An 18,365-nucleotide genomic window follows, 5' to 3' on the forward strand; every position below is an offset into this window, starting at 1 on the left:
GTTATCATCTAACTCTTTCGTTCTATTCACATGCATAGGGTTCACCATGACAAACTGAATGTGCTGGTCGACCAAATACGCAGCTAAGTTCATCCAGTAGTGTCCGGTGGGTTCAAAGCCCACTATAACCTTTGATTTTTCATGTAAAGCTTGTAGAGATTGAATTCTTTTGTCCAGCTGTTCAAATCCAGCTTGTGATTGAAAAAATGGAAAAGACTTTTGTAAAACACGACCACGATCATCCATCGCACATGCGAAGTGTTTCTTTTTGGCAATATCGATTCCAATGACCAGGGTGTCTTCAGAGACTTGATTAATTTTGTGATTCATATTACGATTCATTATGGTCCTCCTGTATGGTAGTGAGTTTCGATTTGGTCGTTGACACTCATGCATCATACAAGAGGACTTTTTCTTTTTCAAGACCTCTAAAAGTTTATAAACAGGAATGCTCCTCGGCTTCGCCTGTGGGGTCTCACCTGTCACGCTAGTCCCGCAGGAGGTCACGCACCTTCCGTTCCAATCAAATCATTGCTAGATTTTTTATAATGTACAACGCTCCTTAATGCTAATATTAGAATTGAAAGTGTATAGGAAATTGTGCCACAAATTTTGAACAACAAAAAGTTCCGTCATTTGCTATTTAGGATGCATCGTACCGCCAATTGAGCAGATTTACCTGCGAGAATACCGTTAAATCAACAAAGAAGGAGTCTCAAAATTAATGTAATTTGCTACTCCTTTGATTTAATCTATGATAAAAAGAGAGGCCCAGCCTGTTCAGCTTTCATGCTGAGCAGGCTGGGTCTCATACGTACCATTATCTTCGAGAAAGTGTAAGTTGATGGTACGATAAGCAAGGAAACGTACCATTAAGTGCGAGTGCAGTAAAGATAATGGCATGATTAGCAAGGAAACGTACCATTAAGTGCGAGTGCAGTAAAGATAATGGTACGATAAGCAAGGAAATGTACCATCAACGGCGAGTGCAGCAAAGATAAAGGCACGATTAGCAGTGAAACGTACCATCAACGGCGAGTGCAGCAAAGATAATGGCACGATAAGCAAGGAAACGTACCATTAACAGAGAGTGCAGTAAAGAAGATGGTACGATTACCCCCCAACCACACTAACTCCCCTAATATACTCGTGAAAGTTAAACACTCAAGAAAACCAGCTCACACAAAACTAAGTGAGAGTCTATAACCCCAGTGAAATATATTTTACTTCAAGATACTCTTCAATCCCATGGTGTCCGCCTTCGCGTCCAAGTCCGCTTTGCTTGAAACCTCCGAAAGGTGCTTGCGGAGTGGAAGGCATTCCGTCGTTCAAACCGACAATTCCGTATTCGAGGGCTTCGCAAACAGTAATGCCCTTTGTGATATTTTCAGTGAAAACATAAGCGGCCAAACCATAGATAGAATCATTTGCACGTTGGATGGCTTCCTCTATGGATGAAAAGGTTGTGATGGGAGCCAGTGGGCCGAATGTTTCCTCGGTCATGCAGAGCATATAATCTTTTACCTTGGAAATGATCGTCGGACCGAAGTACAATCCTTCCTCTTGGTTTCCGCCATACTCAAGGACTGCTCCTGCTTTAAGGGCATCTTCCAAGTGTTTCTTCACTTTTTCTACCGCGGCTGTATCAATAAGTGGGCCGATATCCACTCCTTCTTCCAATCCGTTTCCTACTTTTAACTGCTTTACTTTTTCGACCAGCTTTTTTGTGAAAGGTTCTTCTATGGATTCGTGTACGTAGATGCGGTTCGAGCAGACACACGTCTGGCCGGCATTTCTGAACTTGGCTGCAATAACGCCGTCCACCGCTTTGTCGATGTCACAGTCATCCAGGACGAGGACAGGTGCATGGCCGCCAAGCTCCAATGACACCTTTTTCACCGTTTCAGCCGAGCCTTTCATCAAGAGCTTGCCGACCTCAGTCGACCCAGTGAAGGTTAATTTACGTACCCGGGTGTCGGAAAGCCAGGCTTCACCGATCTCCTTGGCATCGCCGGTCACCACATTGAGTACTCCTTTTGGTATTCCTGCCTCTTCAGCAAGCTGAACCAGCTTCAGTGCAGTCAGCGGTGTTTGTTCTGCCGGTTTTATAACCGCTGTACATCCAGTGGCCAGGGCAGGGGCAACTTTCCTGGTAATCATGGCGGCAGGAAAATTCCATGGAGTAATTACGGCCACCACACCCACCGGCTGCTTTTGCACAAAAAGCCGCTTATTTCTTTGAGTAGCAGGGATGGTTTCTCCGTAAACCCGTTTACCTTCTTCTGCATACCAGGAGATGAACCCATTTGCATAACTAATTTCTCCGGCAGCTTCCTTAAGTGGTTTTCCCTGCTCCATGGTCATGGTCTTTGCCAAATAATCTTTGTTTTTTTCAATAAGTTCATGCCATTTAAATAGGAGCTGACTTCGTTCATAAGCAGAATAGCCGGACCACTCCTTGAAAGCCGAATGTGCTGCATCGACGGCCGCCTCCGCTTCATCTCTTCCTCCGTCTGGAACGGTTGCAATCACTTTTGAGTCAGCAGGATTCTGGACCTCGATTGCAGGGAGCCCTTGGCCCGCCTCCTCTCCATTAATTCTCATCATGTATTTCTCCATAACTAACGCCTCCTGAAATAAATTCATAATTCTTTCGCGGGCACGACTCGTGGATACTTCACTTCCATTATATCAATGTGGAAAAACGAGATGACAGGAATAAGTCCTGAGGCAGGTAGGTTTGAAACAGCCTAAATTTGGGGTAAAAGAATTTTAGTTTTTCGAAACGGGTAACGAGTTTGCTATATAAAATGCTGCCTGACATACGACCAAACACTGTCGTGTCGAGATTCAGCTGTTTTAATAGCGGAATCACCAAAATGAAAAAAAGAAATAATCACTGGAAAAATTGTTCATGCTAAAGAAGAAAATCAGCCGAAATCTCCGTAAAGGGGATTTATACTGGTCACGCGGCCTGTAATACCTATAATTCTTTTCGGTATCACCTGTATCTCTGTCATTATTACTTTCTTCTATTGAGAAAGAGATTAAATAAAAAGTGTGAAAGGAATAGAAACAATGACTAAACAAAAGACAAATTTATTGAGAAAACAAGTTTCACCATTTGAAGGTTCGGAGACTGCTAAAAGTGTCTTTCAGCTTGCAACAACTCTGGCCCTGTTCATTTCCGTTTGGATTCTAGCCTACATAAGTCTTTCTGTCTCCTACCTTCTAACACTGCTCATTGGGGTGGTCGGTGCTGGTTTGTTGACGCGTATCTTCATTATATTTCATGATTGCTGCCATTACTCTTTTTTCAAGAAAAGGAAGGCGAATCAGATTATTGGTACTATCACGGGGATTATTACTCTTTTCCCATTTTATCAATGGCAGCATGATCATGCTGTTCATCATGCGACGAGTTCGAATCTGGACAAACGCGGAACGGGTGACATCTGGATGATGACGGTAGATGAATATAAAAATGCATCCTTCTGGACGAAGGTCTCCTATCGTCTATACCGCAATCCTCTTGTGATGTTCGGGCTGGGACCGATTTATGTATTTCTGATTACCAACCGCTTTAATCGAAAAGGGGCAAGAAAGAAAGAGCGCATCAATACCTACATCACGAATGCAGCTATTGCCGCAATCGTAACAGTGCTTTGCTTGGCTGTCGGATGGCAGGCATTCCTGCTGGTACACGGAACGATCTTCTATATAGCTGGAATTATGGGAATCTGGTTATTCTATGTGCAGCATACCTTTGAGGATTCTTACTTTGAGGAAAATAAGGAGTGGGATTTTGTGCTGGCTGCTGTAGAGGGCAGTTCCTTTTACAAGCTTCCGAAAATCCTTCAATGGTTTACCGGCAATATTGGTTTTCACCATGTACACCATCTTGCACCGAGAGTCCCTAATTACAAACTTGAAGAGGCTCACCGGAGCAATGAATCCCTGCAGCACGTACCGACGATCACTCTTGGTACAAGCATAAGTTCATTGAAGTTCAAATTATGGGATGAAACTAACAAAAAGTTCGTCCGCTTTAAGGACCTCAAGGCTGCTTCAAAAGTAGAAAATATGACAGTGTCAGACTGAGTTATTCGTGCGATCCAGCTTAACCGCTGGATCGTATTTGTTTTGTAAGGCCCCCTTTCGTAAACTTTGTTTCTATTTGATACTAATTCCGAAGAAATATCACTCTCAAGAAGAAAAAAATACGGTGATAACGAAAAGAAAAGAGCAGCTCTTCCCCAGTAAGAGATAACTCTTAGTATCCTGGGATATCCGAAAGCAGCAATAGATGTGAAAACAGCCTTGGTAAAAAGAAATGTTTCGGAAGGGAAACGGGTTGTGTTTGTGACGTCCAACGTCCAGCCCCTTGGGGTCAAATAACCCCTGGAGAATAAAAGGAAAGACAGCCTTTTTTTCTTCAAAGAACATTTGCCTGTCTGGGCTGATCAAGGCGCTTCCGCTTTTTAGTTATGGAAATGTTATGGCAAAAAGGATAAGATGTAAGAAGAATAAAGATACGAAAAAATGAGGTTCTCTAATGTTTAAAAGGTATTTGGAGTTTCAGCGCAACAGCGGGGTTTCCCCGTATATATGGATTATATTGTATATCCTCCCGTTTTACTTTATATTTCAATCCTCCTCCATGATTGTCATTGTCAGCGGGATCATCTTGACTATTCTATTTTTTGTTTTTTATCAACTCGCTTTCTTTTCAAAAGGCTGGCTGGTCTATCTCTGGACCTTTATCTTAATTGCAATTTCCACTGCGTCCACATCACTGTTCAGTTATGTGTATTTTGCTTTTTTTCTGGCGCATTATATCGGGAACATCAGGGACCGTAAAACCTTTTTGATTTTGTACTTTGCCCATCTGCTCAGTACCACTGTTTCGATTAACATTACCATAATCCAGGATGAGGCTTTCTTCATAAAACAGTTTCCATTTGTCATCATTATTTGGATCAGCGTAATTCTTCTTCCGTTCAATATTCATAACCGGAAAGAGCGCGGGCAGCTGGAAGAAAAACTCGAGGATGCGAACAAAAGGATTTCCGAATTGGGCAAGCTTGAAGAGAGGCAGAGGATTGCCCGCGACCTTCATGATACGCTCGGCCAAAAATTATCTCTGATCGGATTGAAAAGTGACCTAGCCCGGAAGTTGATCAATAAAGATCCTGAAAGAGCAAAAGATGAATTAAAAGATGTGCAGCAGACTGCACGTACAGCTTTGAATGAGGTGCGGAAAATGGTCTCTTCCATGAGGGGAATCCGTCTGGAAGATGAGCTCATCACTGTGACGAAAATTTTGAAGACGGCCGAAATCGAATTTTCCGGCGTCAAGGAGCTCGACCTGAAAAACGTGTCCCTCCTGACAGAAAATATCCTGAGCATGTGCTTAAAGGAAGCTGTGACGAATATTGTTAAGCATAGCGGAGCAACGGCTTGTGAAATAAGGATCGATCAATCATGGGAAGAAATCGTCATGGTGATCAAAGATAATGGGAATTTCCGAAATCCAGGCCAGGAAGAAAGGAAGGGCCTTGGACTTGTAGGTATGAGGGAAAGGCTGCAATTTATAAATGGAGATATGGAGATACTTAAAGAAAAAGGAACAACGCTGGTCATCACCGTACCAAACGATGTCAAACAGGCCGAATAGGGGGAATTACAGTGATCAAAATCGTCATTGCTGAAGATCAGCAGATGCTGCTAGGGGCCTTTGGCTCTTTACTTGATTTGGAAGATGATATGGAAGTAGTCGGGAAGGCATCCAATGGTGAAGAAGCATTGAGCCTTGTTCAAAAATTCCAGCCTGACATCTGTATAATGGACATTGAAATGCCGGGAAAAACAGGCCTGGATGCAGCCGAAGAACTGAAGGGCAGCGGGTGCAAGATCATTATATTAACAACCTTTGCCCGGGCCGGTTATTTCCAACGTGCTTTAAAAGCCGGAGTGGATGGCTACCTTCTAAAAGACAGTCCGAGTGAAGACCTGGCCAATTCTATTCGGAGCGTGATGGCAGGAAAGCGTATGTATGCACCAGAGCTCATAGAGGATGCCTATGGGGAAGGAAATCCATTGACTGTCCGGGAGATAGAAGTGCTTGAATTGGTGGCCGATGGAAAGAACACTAAGGAAATTGCTGATGAGCTCAGCATCAAAACAGGTACTGTCCGGAATTATATCTCCACCATCCTTGATAAACTGCAGGTTAAAAACCGGATAGAGGCCATTACTCAATCGAAGGAGAAAGGCTGGTTCCGGTGACAGTCACTCCCCGGTATTTGTCATTATTTGTCGGATGATCAATTTTCAAATCTATGAAGATTGATGGCAGTAAATTGTCATAAATGACCTATACAGAAAAGCCCTTTCCGGTTTGGAAAGGGCATTTCTCATGTAAATCAGCTTACGGCTTCTGTTTCTTTCAATGCCGCAGCTTTGCGTTTTCTACGATTCTTTTTAAAACTGAAGCTGAAGCTCATCGTTGTAAACAAACGATAAACCGCCGGTATCAATAGCAGGGTGATGAATGTAGCGAACATCAGCCCGGAAATGATGACAGTAGCCATTGGTGCCTGATAGTTACCGGATGTGCCGGATGCAAGCGCAAGTGGAAGCATTCCGCCGGCGGTCGTCAATGTCGTCATGAAGATGGGGCGGATGCGGTTTTTTCCTGCTTCGATCAATGCTTCTTCAACTGAATATCCTTCATTTCGAAGCTGATTTGTTCTATCGATCAGGAGAATTGCGTTATTTAAGACAATGCCTATCAACATGACGATCCCCATTCCGGACATAACGCTTAATTCCCTTTGAGTGAGGAACAAGCCAAGGATCACGCCGGTAAACGTCATCGGTATGACGGACATTACAATGATCGGATGGGCCAGGTGATTGAACTGGACTGCCATGACAAGGTAAACAAGGAAGATGGAGATGCCCAGGATAAGCAGCATTTCCTTCATCAGTTCCTGCTGCTGTTCCAAATCGCCTGCAATGGACACGGAGTATCCTGCAGGGGAGTCGAAATCGCTGATCAGCTTCTGAACTTCACGATTCACCGCTCCCAGGTCTTTTCCTTCAATATCGGCAGAAACCGATAGGAATCTTTCCCCGTCTACATGGCTGATTTCATTTGGTGTGTTGATTCCCTTCAGTTCGATGAAGGAGGATAATTTTTTTCCGCCTTCTGGTGTTTGGATGGTCATATCCAAAAGGGCGTTTTCTGTATTGATTTTTTCATCCCATTGGGCTGCCAAGGGAATAATTTCTCCATCCAGGCTCATTTCGCCAATTGGCCTTTTAATGAAAGCCTGGCTGATGAACTGCTGGATCATAGAACTGTTCAAACCGGCTTTTTCTATTGCTTCTTCTTTTAAAATGATTTCCTGTTCAAGTGAAGTTCGTTCCATGGAATTTGTTACACCGACAATTCCATCGATTTTCTCAAGGTCTTTTACAAAGTCATCCGTAACGGATTTAAGCCCTTCAAAACTTTCTCCCTGTATGTTTACTTGGACAGGGTAGCCTCCGCCAGCCGACATGGCACTTTGAACGCTTTCGACGGGGTGGTTTTTTTCTAGGGCGCGAAGCTTCTTGAAAATCTCTTCGTTCACAACTTTCTGTTCTGCTGTGATGTCATCTTCTTTTGTCATGTTGATGACGGTATAAAGCATGCTTCCGTTATCCATGATGTAGCTGGATTCCACATCCTGAATGGAAGAAAGTTCTTCTGTCATGTCAGCGATGAGTTTCTCTTTGTCCTCCGGATCGATGCCTGTTTCCAAGTCAATCAGCAATTCTGCATAGCGGTTGAATACATCCGGCATGATGGTCATTGGGATTTTTGTCACGAGAAACATGGAGCTGATAAACACCAGGAAGAAGGCAGAGATGACAGCAAAACTATACCGTTTTTTCTTAACAATCCATGATACGGCCCCGCTGTATGAACGCATGAAACGACTTTCTTTTTTCTCACGCTTCTTCTTGCCGGCTTTCAAAAAGTTCTCTGAAAGAGCCGGTATCAAGGTGAAAGAGACCAAAACGGAGCTGATTAGAGTAAAGGCGACGACGGCAGACAGCATGATCATGAACTGTCCCATCTCACCGCCAAGAAGTCCGATTGGCAAAAATACAACAATCGTTGTCAGCATGGAGGCGATGACGGCTGAGGCAACCTCTTTTGTTCCTTGAATAACCGCGTCCAACCTTAGAAGTCCGCTTTCTTTTTTCTTATAAATTGATTCCAGTATAACGATTGAGGAGTCGACCATCATTCCGATGCCAAGCCCCAGGCCGATCAGCGTCAGCATGTTCAGGCTGTAGTCGAAGATCCACATTGCCGCAAAGGTCAGCAGCACAGAGGTAGGGATGGATATTCCGACGATGATGGTGGCTCTGATGTTGCGCAGGAAGATCAGCAGGATGGCAAAGGCAATGGCAGCTCCAATGAGAATATTGCTTGCCACACCATCGATGGAGTCTTGAACATAATCGGCTTGAGCCACCATTTCATTTAGTTCAAAACCAGTCACTAGTTTGTCTTTCCGGATGTCTTCTATTTCGGCCCTGACTGCGTCAGCCATCTCAATTTGCGAGACATCCGAAACTCTGCCGACTTGCACAAAGATAAGATCCTTGCTGCCATCTTTCCAAACCGGAGATGTATTCTGGGAAGGCTGTAATGTAATTTCGGCAATGTCCTTTAGAGCAATGAAGCCTGATGCTGCAGGAATTTGAATGTTTTCAATGTCCTCTACCTTTTCCAGTTTGGTATTCCAGCGGAGGGCAGGAGAATCGGTATCTGCACTGAGTTCCCCAAGAGTCGCTTCACTTCCGGCTTCACTGATAACACCAGCCACCTGGTTGATGTCCAAACCTCGTTTTGTCATTTCCCCGCGGTTAAACTCAATGGCTACTTCATTTTCAACGATGCCTGACAAATCAACATCCCTGACCTCTGGCAGCTCTTCCAATCGGGGTTCAAGAATGTCTTTAGCAAAAGCCGTCATCTGCTCCATATCGCCGCCGGATACGTCCATGAAGAATTCAAAGCTTTGGCTGGCTCCGTACTGTCCTGACACAATATCCTCGATTCCCGGCAGCTCGGATGCTGAGGCATTCACAATCGACTCTATTTCTTTATAAACTTCCTCGCCTTTTCCTCTTGAAAAGGTCAGCTGCAGGGAACTGCTCCCTATATTGGTTGTTGACTCAATTTTTTCAACACCTTCCACGCCTTGTATCTTTTGTTCTAAAGGGGTGGTGATGGTGCGTTCAATTTCTGCTGCAGACTTTTCTTCTGCATTCACCTCAATATACGCACCATCCATCTGCATTGGGGGCATCAGTTCTTTATCCAGGTCCAAGACCGCATAACTGCCGAACAGGACCACCAGCACAGATATCAATCCTACCAAAATCTTCTTCTTAACAATGAACTCCATCAGCTTCATACTACCTCTCCTTTTTCAACTGCTTCAACTGTAAAACCCTTGTTTACCTGCCTCCTTTGGAAAAAAATCTTCAACTGCCGATAGTAAAGATTCTCTAGAAAACAGGTAAATCCTTCCTGATTTATTGTAACTCATTCAATAAACTTACAAATCAAGCGCAAGACATAAAAAAACTAAGACCTCAGCCTTAGAATCACCAATAGGCAGGAGTGTGACAGGCTTGAAATAGGGTATTAAGAGAGAAAGCAATCAGATCTTTAAAAAGTCAGGGTGAAAACAAATGGATAGGGTTATGAGTCAATTATCAGAAATCAATTTGATATGGTTCCTTGCTTTTCTTGGGCTAATCATAATGGGGAATTTTATTCTCAAAAGGGCTGCTGATTACATAGAAAAACGAAATGCCGGAGTAAACGGAAAGACGGCAGCCACTGCCCGCTCGGTCGTAAATTGGCTGAGTTTTTACAGTGCGCTGCTCCTGTTCCTGCTGTACTTCTGGGGAGAAGAGTGGATGACCTACACGCTCTATTCCCAAGGAGGAGTGGATGTATCATTTTTCCTGATCCTTGTGGCGTTCATGATTGTGTCATTGGCCCACAGGCTGGTAAAAATATTCACCCTTTATGTATTAAAACCTGTGTATGAGTATTATGAAATCGAAACAGGTTTAGGTTATACCTTTAATAGAATCATTTATTATACGGTGATGATCCTTGCGGTGATCATCAGCTTGACAACTGTCGGATTGGATCTTACAGCCATCGCGGCAGTCCTTGGTGTGCTGGGAATCGGAATTGGGTTTGGAATGAGAAACATCGCCGGTAACTTTATATCAGGTGTGATCATTTTATTTGAGCGGCCGATTGAAGTAGGAGAAGTGATACAGGTTAATGGAAAAAATGGCAGGGTGGAAAAGATCCGCCTGCGTTCTACGATTATCAGGACAGCGAAGGAAGGAACATTGATTGTCCCAAATCAATATTTTATAGAGCAGATTGTGAGAAACCGCTCCAATGTCGCAATGAGTGCAGAGGTTAATGTCAGTGTTAGTTATAGAATGGATACCAAGAAAATCGAGGGACTTCTTGAGGAAGCAGTCCAAAAGGTAAGGGAGGATGCTGAGGGGATTCTGGACAGCCCCCCTCCTGATATTCGATTTGTCAATTTTAAAAACCAGGCCTTGGACTTTCTTGTGCTGATCCCGGTTACCAACTTTCAGATAAAAGAAAAAGTTGAAAGTGATCTTCGGCATGCCATCGCAAAGATATTCCAGGAGAATAAAATAGAACTCGCGCCGGCTGCGAATGCAGGATTTCAAGAGTGAGGGGTGACTGAGAAACAATCATGTGAAGATCTGGCACAAACTTGAAGACGTTCGACTATATCTCTCTCAATGCAGCTTCCATACTGTCAAATCCTGTTGTGTCAGCTGATTCGGGGTCATCAGATTCAATGGTCCATTGGTCCGATGCGGGTTCCAACCCTCCGTCATGATCTTTCTTATAAGGAAGATGGATCATATAGGCATTTCCATCTTTTTTCACTGTATATCCCAAATAATATTGATCCTTTTGGCCTTCTTCCTCGAATATGCCGATATTTTCCAAACCATACTCCTCTAATAGGGATGGGAAGGCTGTTTGAAGTTCATTGATTAACTGTTCCCTGGATATAAACGCCATACTATTACCTCCTTTCTTCCGGTGTGTGTTCTTAATATGGATGGATTCCATTTAAATAACCATATGCTTTGCTGGTAAGTCATGTTAACGTTGAAAACACAAAGCCAAAACAGGAATCTCCTTTCAATACCATCTGCAGGCAGCCTCTGATTCGTTAAGGGGAAAAGGGAAAGCCAAATAAGCAGAAGGTTAAGTCAGCTCGCACTCCCTTAACTGATTTCCTTTAATCTGAAGGAAATTGATCAGGATAACTAAAAAGAAATCTGCCCTTTGGCGATATGGAATGAAAAATTATGCATTATGCAAAGAATATTACATATAAGGTGAAAATTGTTGTAAAATTGCAATCTTTCCTAAGCGGAAGTTTGATAAAATAAAGTAACTGGAAAAGTATATACGAGAATATACTTAGCGGAGGATTGTCATGAAAACTGAGGAACAATACATACAAAAGACATTTTATGAAGAATTCATGAAAGAGAAAGAAGGAAAACACCCCATTGCCGTTCTGGGGGAAGCCCACCTTGAGGAACAGCAAAAGGAGATTGCTGATTTATCGTATATCCGCTTTGCTCAGGGTGAAGTGTATTTCCATCATAAAGATTATGAAGCGGCCATATTCAAATGGGAAAATATCCATAACGAACTGGCAGGATGGGCTCAAAAAAATACAGCAGATGCTTTCTTTGAATTGGGTCAGCTCTCCACAGCTGAAGGGGTCTACAAGTCTGTCCAGACAGAGTGCTCTTCGCTGAAAGCTGAGGTAGCCCTTCAATTGTTCTCGCTGTATATCAAGCAGGAAAATGTAGTCAATGCGGATGCCGTAATTAAAAACGCCGTCTCGATGAATCCGGATTATCCGGATGTAACGTTGATTGCTCAACGTTTTTTTGAAGAGAACGAAGATTGGCACAGCGCCACAGAGCTTGCTGTGAATGAAGCAATCAGGACAGAGGAGCTTCGCTGGTTCGAAATACTGAAAGGGTATGTCAATGCGGGTGTAACCCGGGATATCATGCCTGCCTATTTCATGGAAATGCTCTTCACCCTGTCAACAATTGATAAACAGTTGTTTGAACAGTCGATCACTTCTCTTTGGAAAAGCTACAGCGGAAGTGAAATGTTTGATGAATGGATTACGAAGGTGAACCTGCTCATCCTCGATATTGAGACGAAAAAGGAAGACCGATGGCATGAGCTTTCACCGCTTTATAAGGGAACCTTTGACACCCTGATGAACAGCGGCCGCTTTATAAAGTCCCTCAGCCCGGTTGTTCCCGGCCTTCTCATGGCCTGGGTGAAGATTACAGATACCCCCCATGCTGTCTATGCTGCATCTGCACTGCTTTCCTGGGAAGAGATGTTTCCTAAAAGCATTGAGGGCTGGGCAGTACGAAAAGCGAGAGAACTGATCAACAGTACTGATTCGAAAAAGGATGGATTTACAGCAGCAATGGCTCTGCTGGATGAAGTTGCACATTGGACAAACCAGCATGAAGTCAGCATTGATAAAAGGCACCAATGGATAATGACTGAACTGAAAAATACAGAGGTGCACCGGCTGCTGGTTACAGGTTCGTCAGAAGAGGAAATCTTCTCCCTGGTTCAGCGCATTACAGGAGAAAATATACTGACTGAGCTTCCGTCCACACCTGTTCTCCTGAAGAATAATAATAGAACAGAATTTAGAAGGATAGCAGAAAACGGAATCACAGCCCTCGGCAGCAAAGAAGAATTTCTCGAAGAATCGATGCTTCTCCGCCAGCCAGGATCCGTATGGCTTCAGTATGAACAGCCGGCAGCTTTCCTGCAGGAGAACAGCCTGGCTCTCATATTGGCTTCAAATGTGACCGGCGCCAGCGTGCTGAATATGTCTGACAGCATTTTATACGTCATTGATGGAGAGAAGCGGCTGACAGAATCTATCTTCCAGGGGCTGGTCAAGCTTAAAGAAAAAAAACCTGGCTTGAAAGTGAATGTCCTGCTGTCTGTTAAACATGGGATAGTACCGGACAAAACAATTTCTGAAACAAAGTCATTGCTCGGAAAATACTTCCCTGATGCACAAGTGTTTCAGGCTTCTTCATCTGAAGATTTGTCTGCTGTGGCCCGTTTCCATTTCACTGCTCCTTCCGAGGAGGAAAGAACAGAGAAGCTTTTATATTTTGTCAAAGATATTCTGAAGGATCTCTTAAGACAGAGAGTGGACAGGGAAAATAACCTTATAGACTCCATCCAATGGAATAAAGATATGGAAAAGAAACTGAATGGAGCCAGACTGCAGCTTCAAGACATCGAAGTTGAAAAGGCGGCCGCGATTAAGAACGCTTTTGTAGAAAAAACAAGCGAGGTTCAGGGTATAATCATGGAGGATCTTCCGAAGCTCCTTAAAAAATGCGGTGATTATGTCAACGAAGAAAGTGATTTCAGGACACTCCATCTGTCTCTTAATGAAGAGATGAATAAAAGAATTGAAGTGTATCTGAATGAAAAAGCTATGCCGAAGCTCCGGGAAAACCTGGATGAGTGGATTTCCTTCTCCAAAGAAGAGCTTGAAAACGGGCAGCTTCACCTTGAGGAAATGCGGGACAGTTTTAATGCGATGTACCGGGAAGAAAGGCTTGAGCTGCTTTGCGACTTTAAGGTACTGAATGACTGGAGGCGCGATGCTGACAGGATGACGAGCAAGGTCATGAAAGATAATGTCAATATCCTGCTCCGCCGCAACCCCTCTCAGGTGCTGTTAAAAAGTGTCGGGAAACTCTTCGGTTCCATTGGCCAGAACAAACAAATGCTTCATCAGCAATACACGAGGTTCATTGAGAACGAAAGCTATGAAGATACCGCACTGCGTGTAATGCAAAGGTTCATGGGACAATTTGAGCTGTTTCAGCAATCCATTGAAAGAGACGTATCCATCTTCTTCAGGGGACCGCTGGCAGAACTGCAGCAAACCTCAGAGGACACGAAGAATCTGATTGCTGACAATGAGTTTGAAGTGAGCACCCTCAAGGCTAACCCTGAAACTGTCAAGGATCCATTGACACTCTTCAACATCAGGCAGCGTCAATATGAGTTGATTTACACAACTAACAAACAGCCCTCCCTTGCAAATGTTTAAGTGACGACCCGGCTCATGACGAACGGCTATAGGTAAAAGGATGTCATTGATGGGCGGAATCTCTATGATTTCGTCCTTTTTTTTGTCTCTTAGAAATTTTAAAATTATTCTTTATGGATACTTTTTACAGTGTGATCCACCGCCAGCGCCTAGCCACTCGGGGTCAATTAACCCGGAGAGAAGGTCACGCTGCGCCGCATTCTTCTACTCCCGACCGAAGTAACCTCGGTTTCGGTTAAGTCAAGCCGTATTTCTTTAGCTCCCGACCGAAGTAACCTCGATATCGGTTAAGTTAAGCCTCATATCTTTAGCTCCAGACCGAAGTAACCTCGATATCGGTCAAGTCAAGCCTCATATCTTTAGCTCCCGACCGAAGTAACCCAAAATTCCAACACAAATCATTGTCTTTCCTACGGCCCTGAATATCCAGAAGAGGGAGTGTGGATACATGAGTGGTCTATCGTGAGTTGAGACATGTACCCAGAAGAAGGGTGTGGATACATGAGTGAGGGCTTTTGGTGAGAGATATGTATCCAGAAGAGAGTTGTGGATACATGAGTGGTCTCTCTTGAGAAGAGATATGTATCCAGAAGCAGGGTGTGGATACATGAGTGAGGGTTTTTGGTGAGAGATATGTACCCAGAGGAAGGATGTGGATACATGAGTGAGGGCTTTTGGTGAGAGATATGTATCCAGAAGAGGAGTGTGGATACATGAGTGAGGGCTTTTGGTGAGAGATATGTATCCAGAAGAGGAGTGTGGATACATGAGTGGTCTATCGTGAGTTGAGATATGTATCCAGAAGAGGAGTGTGGGTACATGAGAGGTGGCTTTTGAGTCGAGACATGTACCCAGAAGAAGGATGTGGATACATGAGTGAGGACTTTTGGTGAGAGATATGTATCCAGAAGAGGAGTGTGGGTACATGAGAGGTGGCTTTTGAGTGGAGATATGTATCCAGAAGAGAGGTGTGGATACATGAGAGGTGGTTTTTGGCGAGAGATATGTATCCAGAAGAGGAGTGTGGGTACATGAGTGGTTTCTTGTGTGATGAAACATGTACCCAGATCAATCAAATCGCCTATTTCGTATTTACCGCTGATCATTCCTTTTCTGTTTATCCTTTTCTTTCAGAGAATCTGTTTTCGGATTTGGGGACAAAGCTTTTTTGAAAGCAGTTGAGCCCAGGTTATTGTTGGGTGCTGCCTGCTCGTTCCAATCAGTCATGTAGTAGCACATCCTTTCATTGAGATGGCGAAGCTGACAATTCTAAATGAGTCTAAAGAAAATTCATTCACCATCCAGGTATTATTCACCTTTGATCAGGGAATCTAATTTTTTCATTTTCTTGTCCTCTTGAAGTTGGATAGGAAAAGGATTTTCTTGACGGGCGAAATCTTGTTTTGTATCGATGGTTACCCCCATTTGGGCACCCTTGTTGTCATTGACGACAGTTTCATTTAGACCGTCAAAGTGGGGAGTTGTTTGTGAATGCTGATTTTGATTTTCGTTTGGCATGATTTCATCTCCTTTTTTCTAGGATTCGAATATAGTTGGGCAGTTATTCTTGATCTTGATTTTTGTTATAATAATGTCACCTTTGTTTCAGGGAAGGTGTTCTGCTGGCATTGGGGAATTGCAGTAAACCATGCTGGTGTTTTTGCGGGCTTAATAGCGAAGGGCAGCAAAAATTTAGAAATTGGCCTTTTGTAAGAGGGAAAGAAAAAGGAATCGATGGCTTTATGCCGAATGAGTATAGTAAGCGCTTTCAAAAAAGGAGGAAGAACGATTTGGATTTTAAAAGTTATGAAGAGTTTTGGCCGTTTTACCTTTCACAGCACAGCAAATCTTCAACGCGGGCATGGCATTTTGTCGGAACGAGCTTTGTATTTGTCTTTATCCTTTTAACGGTTTTCACACTGAATTTCTGGCTGCTTTTGCTGGCTCCGGTTACTGCGTACGCCTTTGCATGGATCAGCCACTTTTTTATAGAAGGAAACAAGCCTGCTACATTCGGTCATCCGGTCTGGTCACTTAGAGCAGACTTTCGCATGTACCGTTTGATTTTATTTGGGCAGCTTCAAAAAGAGATGGATAAGAATCCGGAGCTGAGAACAAGTGCAAAGTAATTCGGTTGCGATCAAAGGCCACAGGGTAAAAGGGATTCAGGTTGATGGAGAAACAAGATGCAGGCACTATCATACACATAAAGACATCATTGCGATAAAATTTAAATGCTGCGGTATTTATTATCCGTGTCATTTATGCCACGAGGAAACAGCAGATCACCCTGTGGAAGTATGGGGAATGGAGCAGAGAGACGAAAAGGCGGTTCTTTGCGGATCATGCGGGCATGAGCTTACCATTGACGAGTATATGAATGGAGAGTCAAGCTGTCCGGAGTGCAGGGCTGTTTTTAATTCAGGCTGTGCTCTTCACTATCATTTATATTTTGAAGTTTAGGATTGAGGTCGGGAAAGCCGGTCTCAGTCTTTTTTTTTTGATGTATGAGATTATATATTCATTCGCGGCCAGCTTCAGCACACATCCTCAAAAGGCAATTATTTAGTTCATTGTCTTGTCAGTTTTTTATCCAATGGTTTGAAAGACTGTAAATGAGCAAGGCTTGTCTTTCCAGTATGTTAAAATTGAGAAATAGCAGTGCCGGAACTGCGATAAGATTCAGTGAATTTTAGACCATAGGGGTGAAAACCATGTATTTAACTGTAAAAGAAATAGCAGACTATCTGTCGCTTCCCGAAACATATATTGAAACGTTGATTAAACAGAAAAAAATCAAAGCCGTACATGATGGTGAGCAGTACCTTGTGAATAAAGAGAACTTTCAAAACTATCATGAGCAGCTGGAAATCTATAAAAAGCTATTTGATCAATGGCAGAATGAGCCGATCCCTGAAGACCCGGATATTAAGGATGAGGATTGAATTGCTTTAAGGACATGCCATCCCAAATATGATAAAATACTGTCGTATGTTATGATTTGATGGTGAATTTATTCGATCCCATAAACAAAGTTTAAAGGAGAGTCATAATGGAAAAAGTATTGATTTTTGGCCATAAGAACCCTGATACAGATACAATCTGTTCTGCCCTGGTGTACGCAGACTTGAAAACACAATTGGGTATGAATGCTGAACCGGTCCGCCTCGGTGAAATCAACGGAGAAACGCAATATGCTCTTGACCATTTCAAAGTCGAAGCTCCCCGTCTTGTTGAAAAAGTGGCAGCAGAAGCGAAGGAAGTCATCCTTGTTGACCATAATGAGCGCCAGCAAAGCGCTGATGATATTGATGAGGTAAGGGTCCTTGAAGTAATCGATCACCACAGAATCGCAAACTTTGAAACAAGCGATCCATTATACTACCGTGCTGAGCCAGTTGGCTGCACGGCGACGATTTTGAATAAAATTTATAAAGAAAAAGGCTTGAGCATCAGCAAGGAGATGGCAGGATTGATGCTGTCTGCGATCATTTCTGATTCCCTTCTGTTCAAATCTCCTACTTGTACAGAAGAAGATGTGGAAGCAGCACGCGAACTTGCTGAAATTGCCGGCGTCGATACTGATGAGTACGGACTTGAAATGCTTAAAGCGGGAGCGAGCTTAGGGGATAAGACGTCAGCAGACCTGATTTCCCTGGATGCCAAAGAGTTCCAGATGGGAAGCTATAAAGTAGAAGTGGCACAGGTAAACGCCGTGGACACGGATGAAGTCCTTCAGCGCCAAGGCGAGCTGGAAGAAGCCATCTCCAAGACGATTTCAGAAAAAGACTTGGATCTATTCCTGTTTGTGACTACTGATATCCTTAACAGCGATTCAGTTGCGCTTGCATTAGGCGAAAAAACTGAAGCTGTAGAAAAAGCTTATGATGTAAAGCTGAACAACAATACAGCTATACTGAAGGGCGTTGTTTCCCGTAAGAAACAAATCGTGCCTGTACTGACAGATACGCTGAAGAATATGTAATATAGAAAGAACCGGCTGCCTTTGGCTGCCGGTTTTTCTATAGGCTTTCAGCAAGTAATCAAGGTGCAGAGACGAGATCAATGAGCATGGTTGAT

At 43.4% G+C, this 18,365-nt stretch carries 15 protein-coding genes; 9 read left to right on the forward strand and 6 right to left on the reverse strand.

All coding sequences use genetic code 11. The features are described 5' to 3' along the window. Positions 1-342: IS110 family transposase (locus tag FZC79_RS20610; RefSeq protein ID WP_252183417.1), on the reverse strand; the 342-nt coding region annotated here is incomplete at its 3' end. Between the two features lie 858 nt (positions 343-1,200). Further along, entirely contained in the window at positions 1,201-2,619 is a 1,419-nt protein-coding gene (locus tag FZC79_RS20615; protein WP_148948558.1) for an NAD-dependent succinate-semialdehyde dehydrogenase, read from the reverse strand. Positions 2,620-3,078: 459 nt separating this feature from the next. Between FZC79_RS20615 and FZC79_RS20620 the strand changes: the two genes are divergently transcribed. From FZC79_RS20620 to FZC79_RS20635, 3 genes are all read left to right on the forward strand, one after another. Continuing rightward, positions 3,079-4,101 (forward strand): fatty acid desaturase, encoded by a 1,023-nt coding sequence (locus FZC79_RS20620; RefSeq protein ID WP_148948559.1) that lies wholly within the window; start codon positions 3,079-3,081, stop codon positions 4,099-4,101. Between the two features lie 454 nt (positions 4,102-4,555). Beyond that, positions 4,556-5,677 carry a sensor histidine kinase gene (locus tag FZC79_RS20630; RefSeq protein WP_148948561.1) on the forward strand — a complete coding sequence of 374 codons (1,122 nt, stop codon included), beginning with the start codon at positions 4,556-4,558 and terminating at the stop codon, positions 5,675-5,677. An 11-nt stretch (positions 5,678-5,688) separates the two neighbouring features. After that, positions 5,689-6,288 carry a response regulator transcription factor gene (locus FZC79_RS20635; protein WP_148948562.1) on the forward strand — a complete coding sequence of 200 codons (600 nt, stop codon included), beginning with the start codon at positions 5,689-5,691 and terminating at the stop codon, positions 6,286-6,288. Between the two features lie 137 nt (positions 6,289-6,425). On the opposite strand, the gene FZC79_RS20640 is transcribed toward FZC79_RS20635, so the two are convergent. Beyond that, on the reverse strand, positions 6,426-9,482 hold the full coding sequence (locus tag FZC79_RS20640) for an efflux RND transporter permease subunit (protein WP_148948563.1): 3,057 nt from the start codon (positions 9,480-9,482) through the stop codon (positions 6,426-6,428). A gap of 280 nt (positions 9,483-9,762) precedes the next feature. Here FZC79_RS20640 and FZC79_RS20645 point away from each other — a divergent pair, with 280 nt between their 5' ends. Continuing rightward, positions 9,763-10,806 carry a mechanosensitive ion channel family protein gene (locus FZC79_RS20645; protein WP_252183418.1) on the forward strand — a complete coding sequence of 348 codons (1,044 nt, stop codon included), beginning with the start codon at positions 9,763-9,765 and terminating at the stop codon, positions 10,804-10,806. A 55-nt stretch (positions 10,807-10,861) separates the two neighbouring features. Here the strand turns inward: FZC79_RS20645 and FZC79_RS20650 are convergent, their stop codons facing one another. After that, entirely contained in the window at positions 10,862-11,164 is a 303-nt protein-coding gene (locus FZC79_RS20650) for a DUF5634 family protein (protein ID WP_148948564.1), read from the reverse strand. A gap of 424 nt (positions 11,165-11,588) precedes the next feature. Between FZC79_RS20650 and FZC79_RS20655 the strand changes: the two genes are divergently transcribed. Then, on the forward strand, positions 11,589-14,285 hold the full coding sequence (locus tag FZC79_RS20655; RefSeq protein ID WP_148948565.1) for a GTP-binding protein: 2,697 nt from the start codon (positions 11,589-11,591) through the stop codon (positions 14,283-14,285). 1,092 nt (positions 14,286-15,377) lie between these two features. Here FZC79_RS20655 and FZC79_RS23920 read toward each other — a convergent pair. After that, positions 15,378-15,512, reverse strand: coding sequence for a hypothetical protein (locus FZC79_RS23920; RefSeq protein WP_262372128.1), 135 nt, complete (start codon positions 15,510-15,512; stop codon positions 15,378-15,380). A gap of 81 nt (positions 15,513-15,593) precedes the next feature. Continuing rightward, positions 15,594-15,803, reverse strand: a complete 210-nt coding sequence (locus FZC79_RS20660; RefSeq protein ID WP_148948566.1) for a hypothetical protein — start codon at positions 15,801-15,803, stop codon at positions 15,594-15,596. 272 nt (positions 15,804-16,075) lie between these two features. Here FZC79_RS20660 and FZC79_RS20665 point away from each other — a divergent pair, with 272 nt between their 5' ends. The 4 genes from FZC79_RS20665 to FZC79_RS20680 all read left to right on the forward strand — a co-directional run bounded on the left by FZC79_RS20665 (position 16,076) and on the right by FZC79_RS20680 (position 18,270). After that, complete coding sequence (locus FZC79_RS20665; protein ID WP_148948567.1) at positions 16,076-16,414, forward strand: DUF962 domain-containing protein; 339 nt, start codon at positions 16,076-16,078, stop codon at positions 16,412-16,414. Next, positions 16,404-16,748, forward strand: a complete 345-nt coding sequence (locus FZC79_RS20670) for a CHY zinc finger protein (protein WP_252183419.1) — start codon at positions 16,404-16,406, stop codon at positions 16,746-16,748. Before FZC79_RS20665 ends, FZC79_RS20670 begins: the two co-directional genes overlap by 11 nt. A 251-nt stretch (positions 16,749-16,999) precedes the next feature. After that, the gene (locus FZC79_RS20675) at positions 17,000-17,230 is read left to right on the forward strand and encodes an excisionase family DNA-binding protein (protein WP_148948568.1); all 231 of its coding nucleotides are present in this window, start codon (positions 17,000-17,002) and stop codon (positions 17,228-17,230) included. Between the two features lie 107 nt (positions 17,231-17,337). Then, entirely contained in the window at positions 17,338-18,270 is a 933-nt protein-coding gene (locus tag FZC79_RS20680) for a manganese-dependent inorganic pyrophosphatase (RefSeq protein WP_148948569.1), read from the forward strand. Positions 18,271-18,365 lie beyond the last annotated feature (95 nt).

Source organism: Rossellomorea vietnamensis, from assembly GCF_008180615.1.
Classification (GTDB): domain Bacteria; phylum Bacillota; class Bacilli; order Bacillales; family Bacillaceae_B; genus Rossellomorea; species Rossellomorea vietnamensis_D.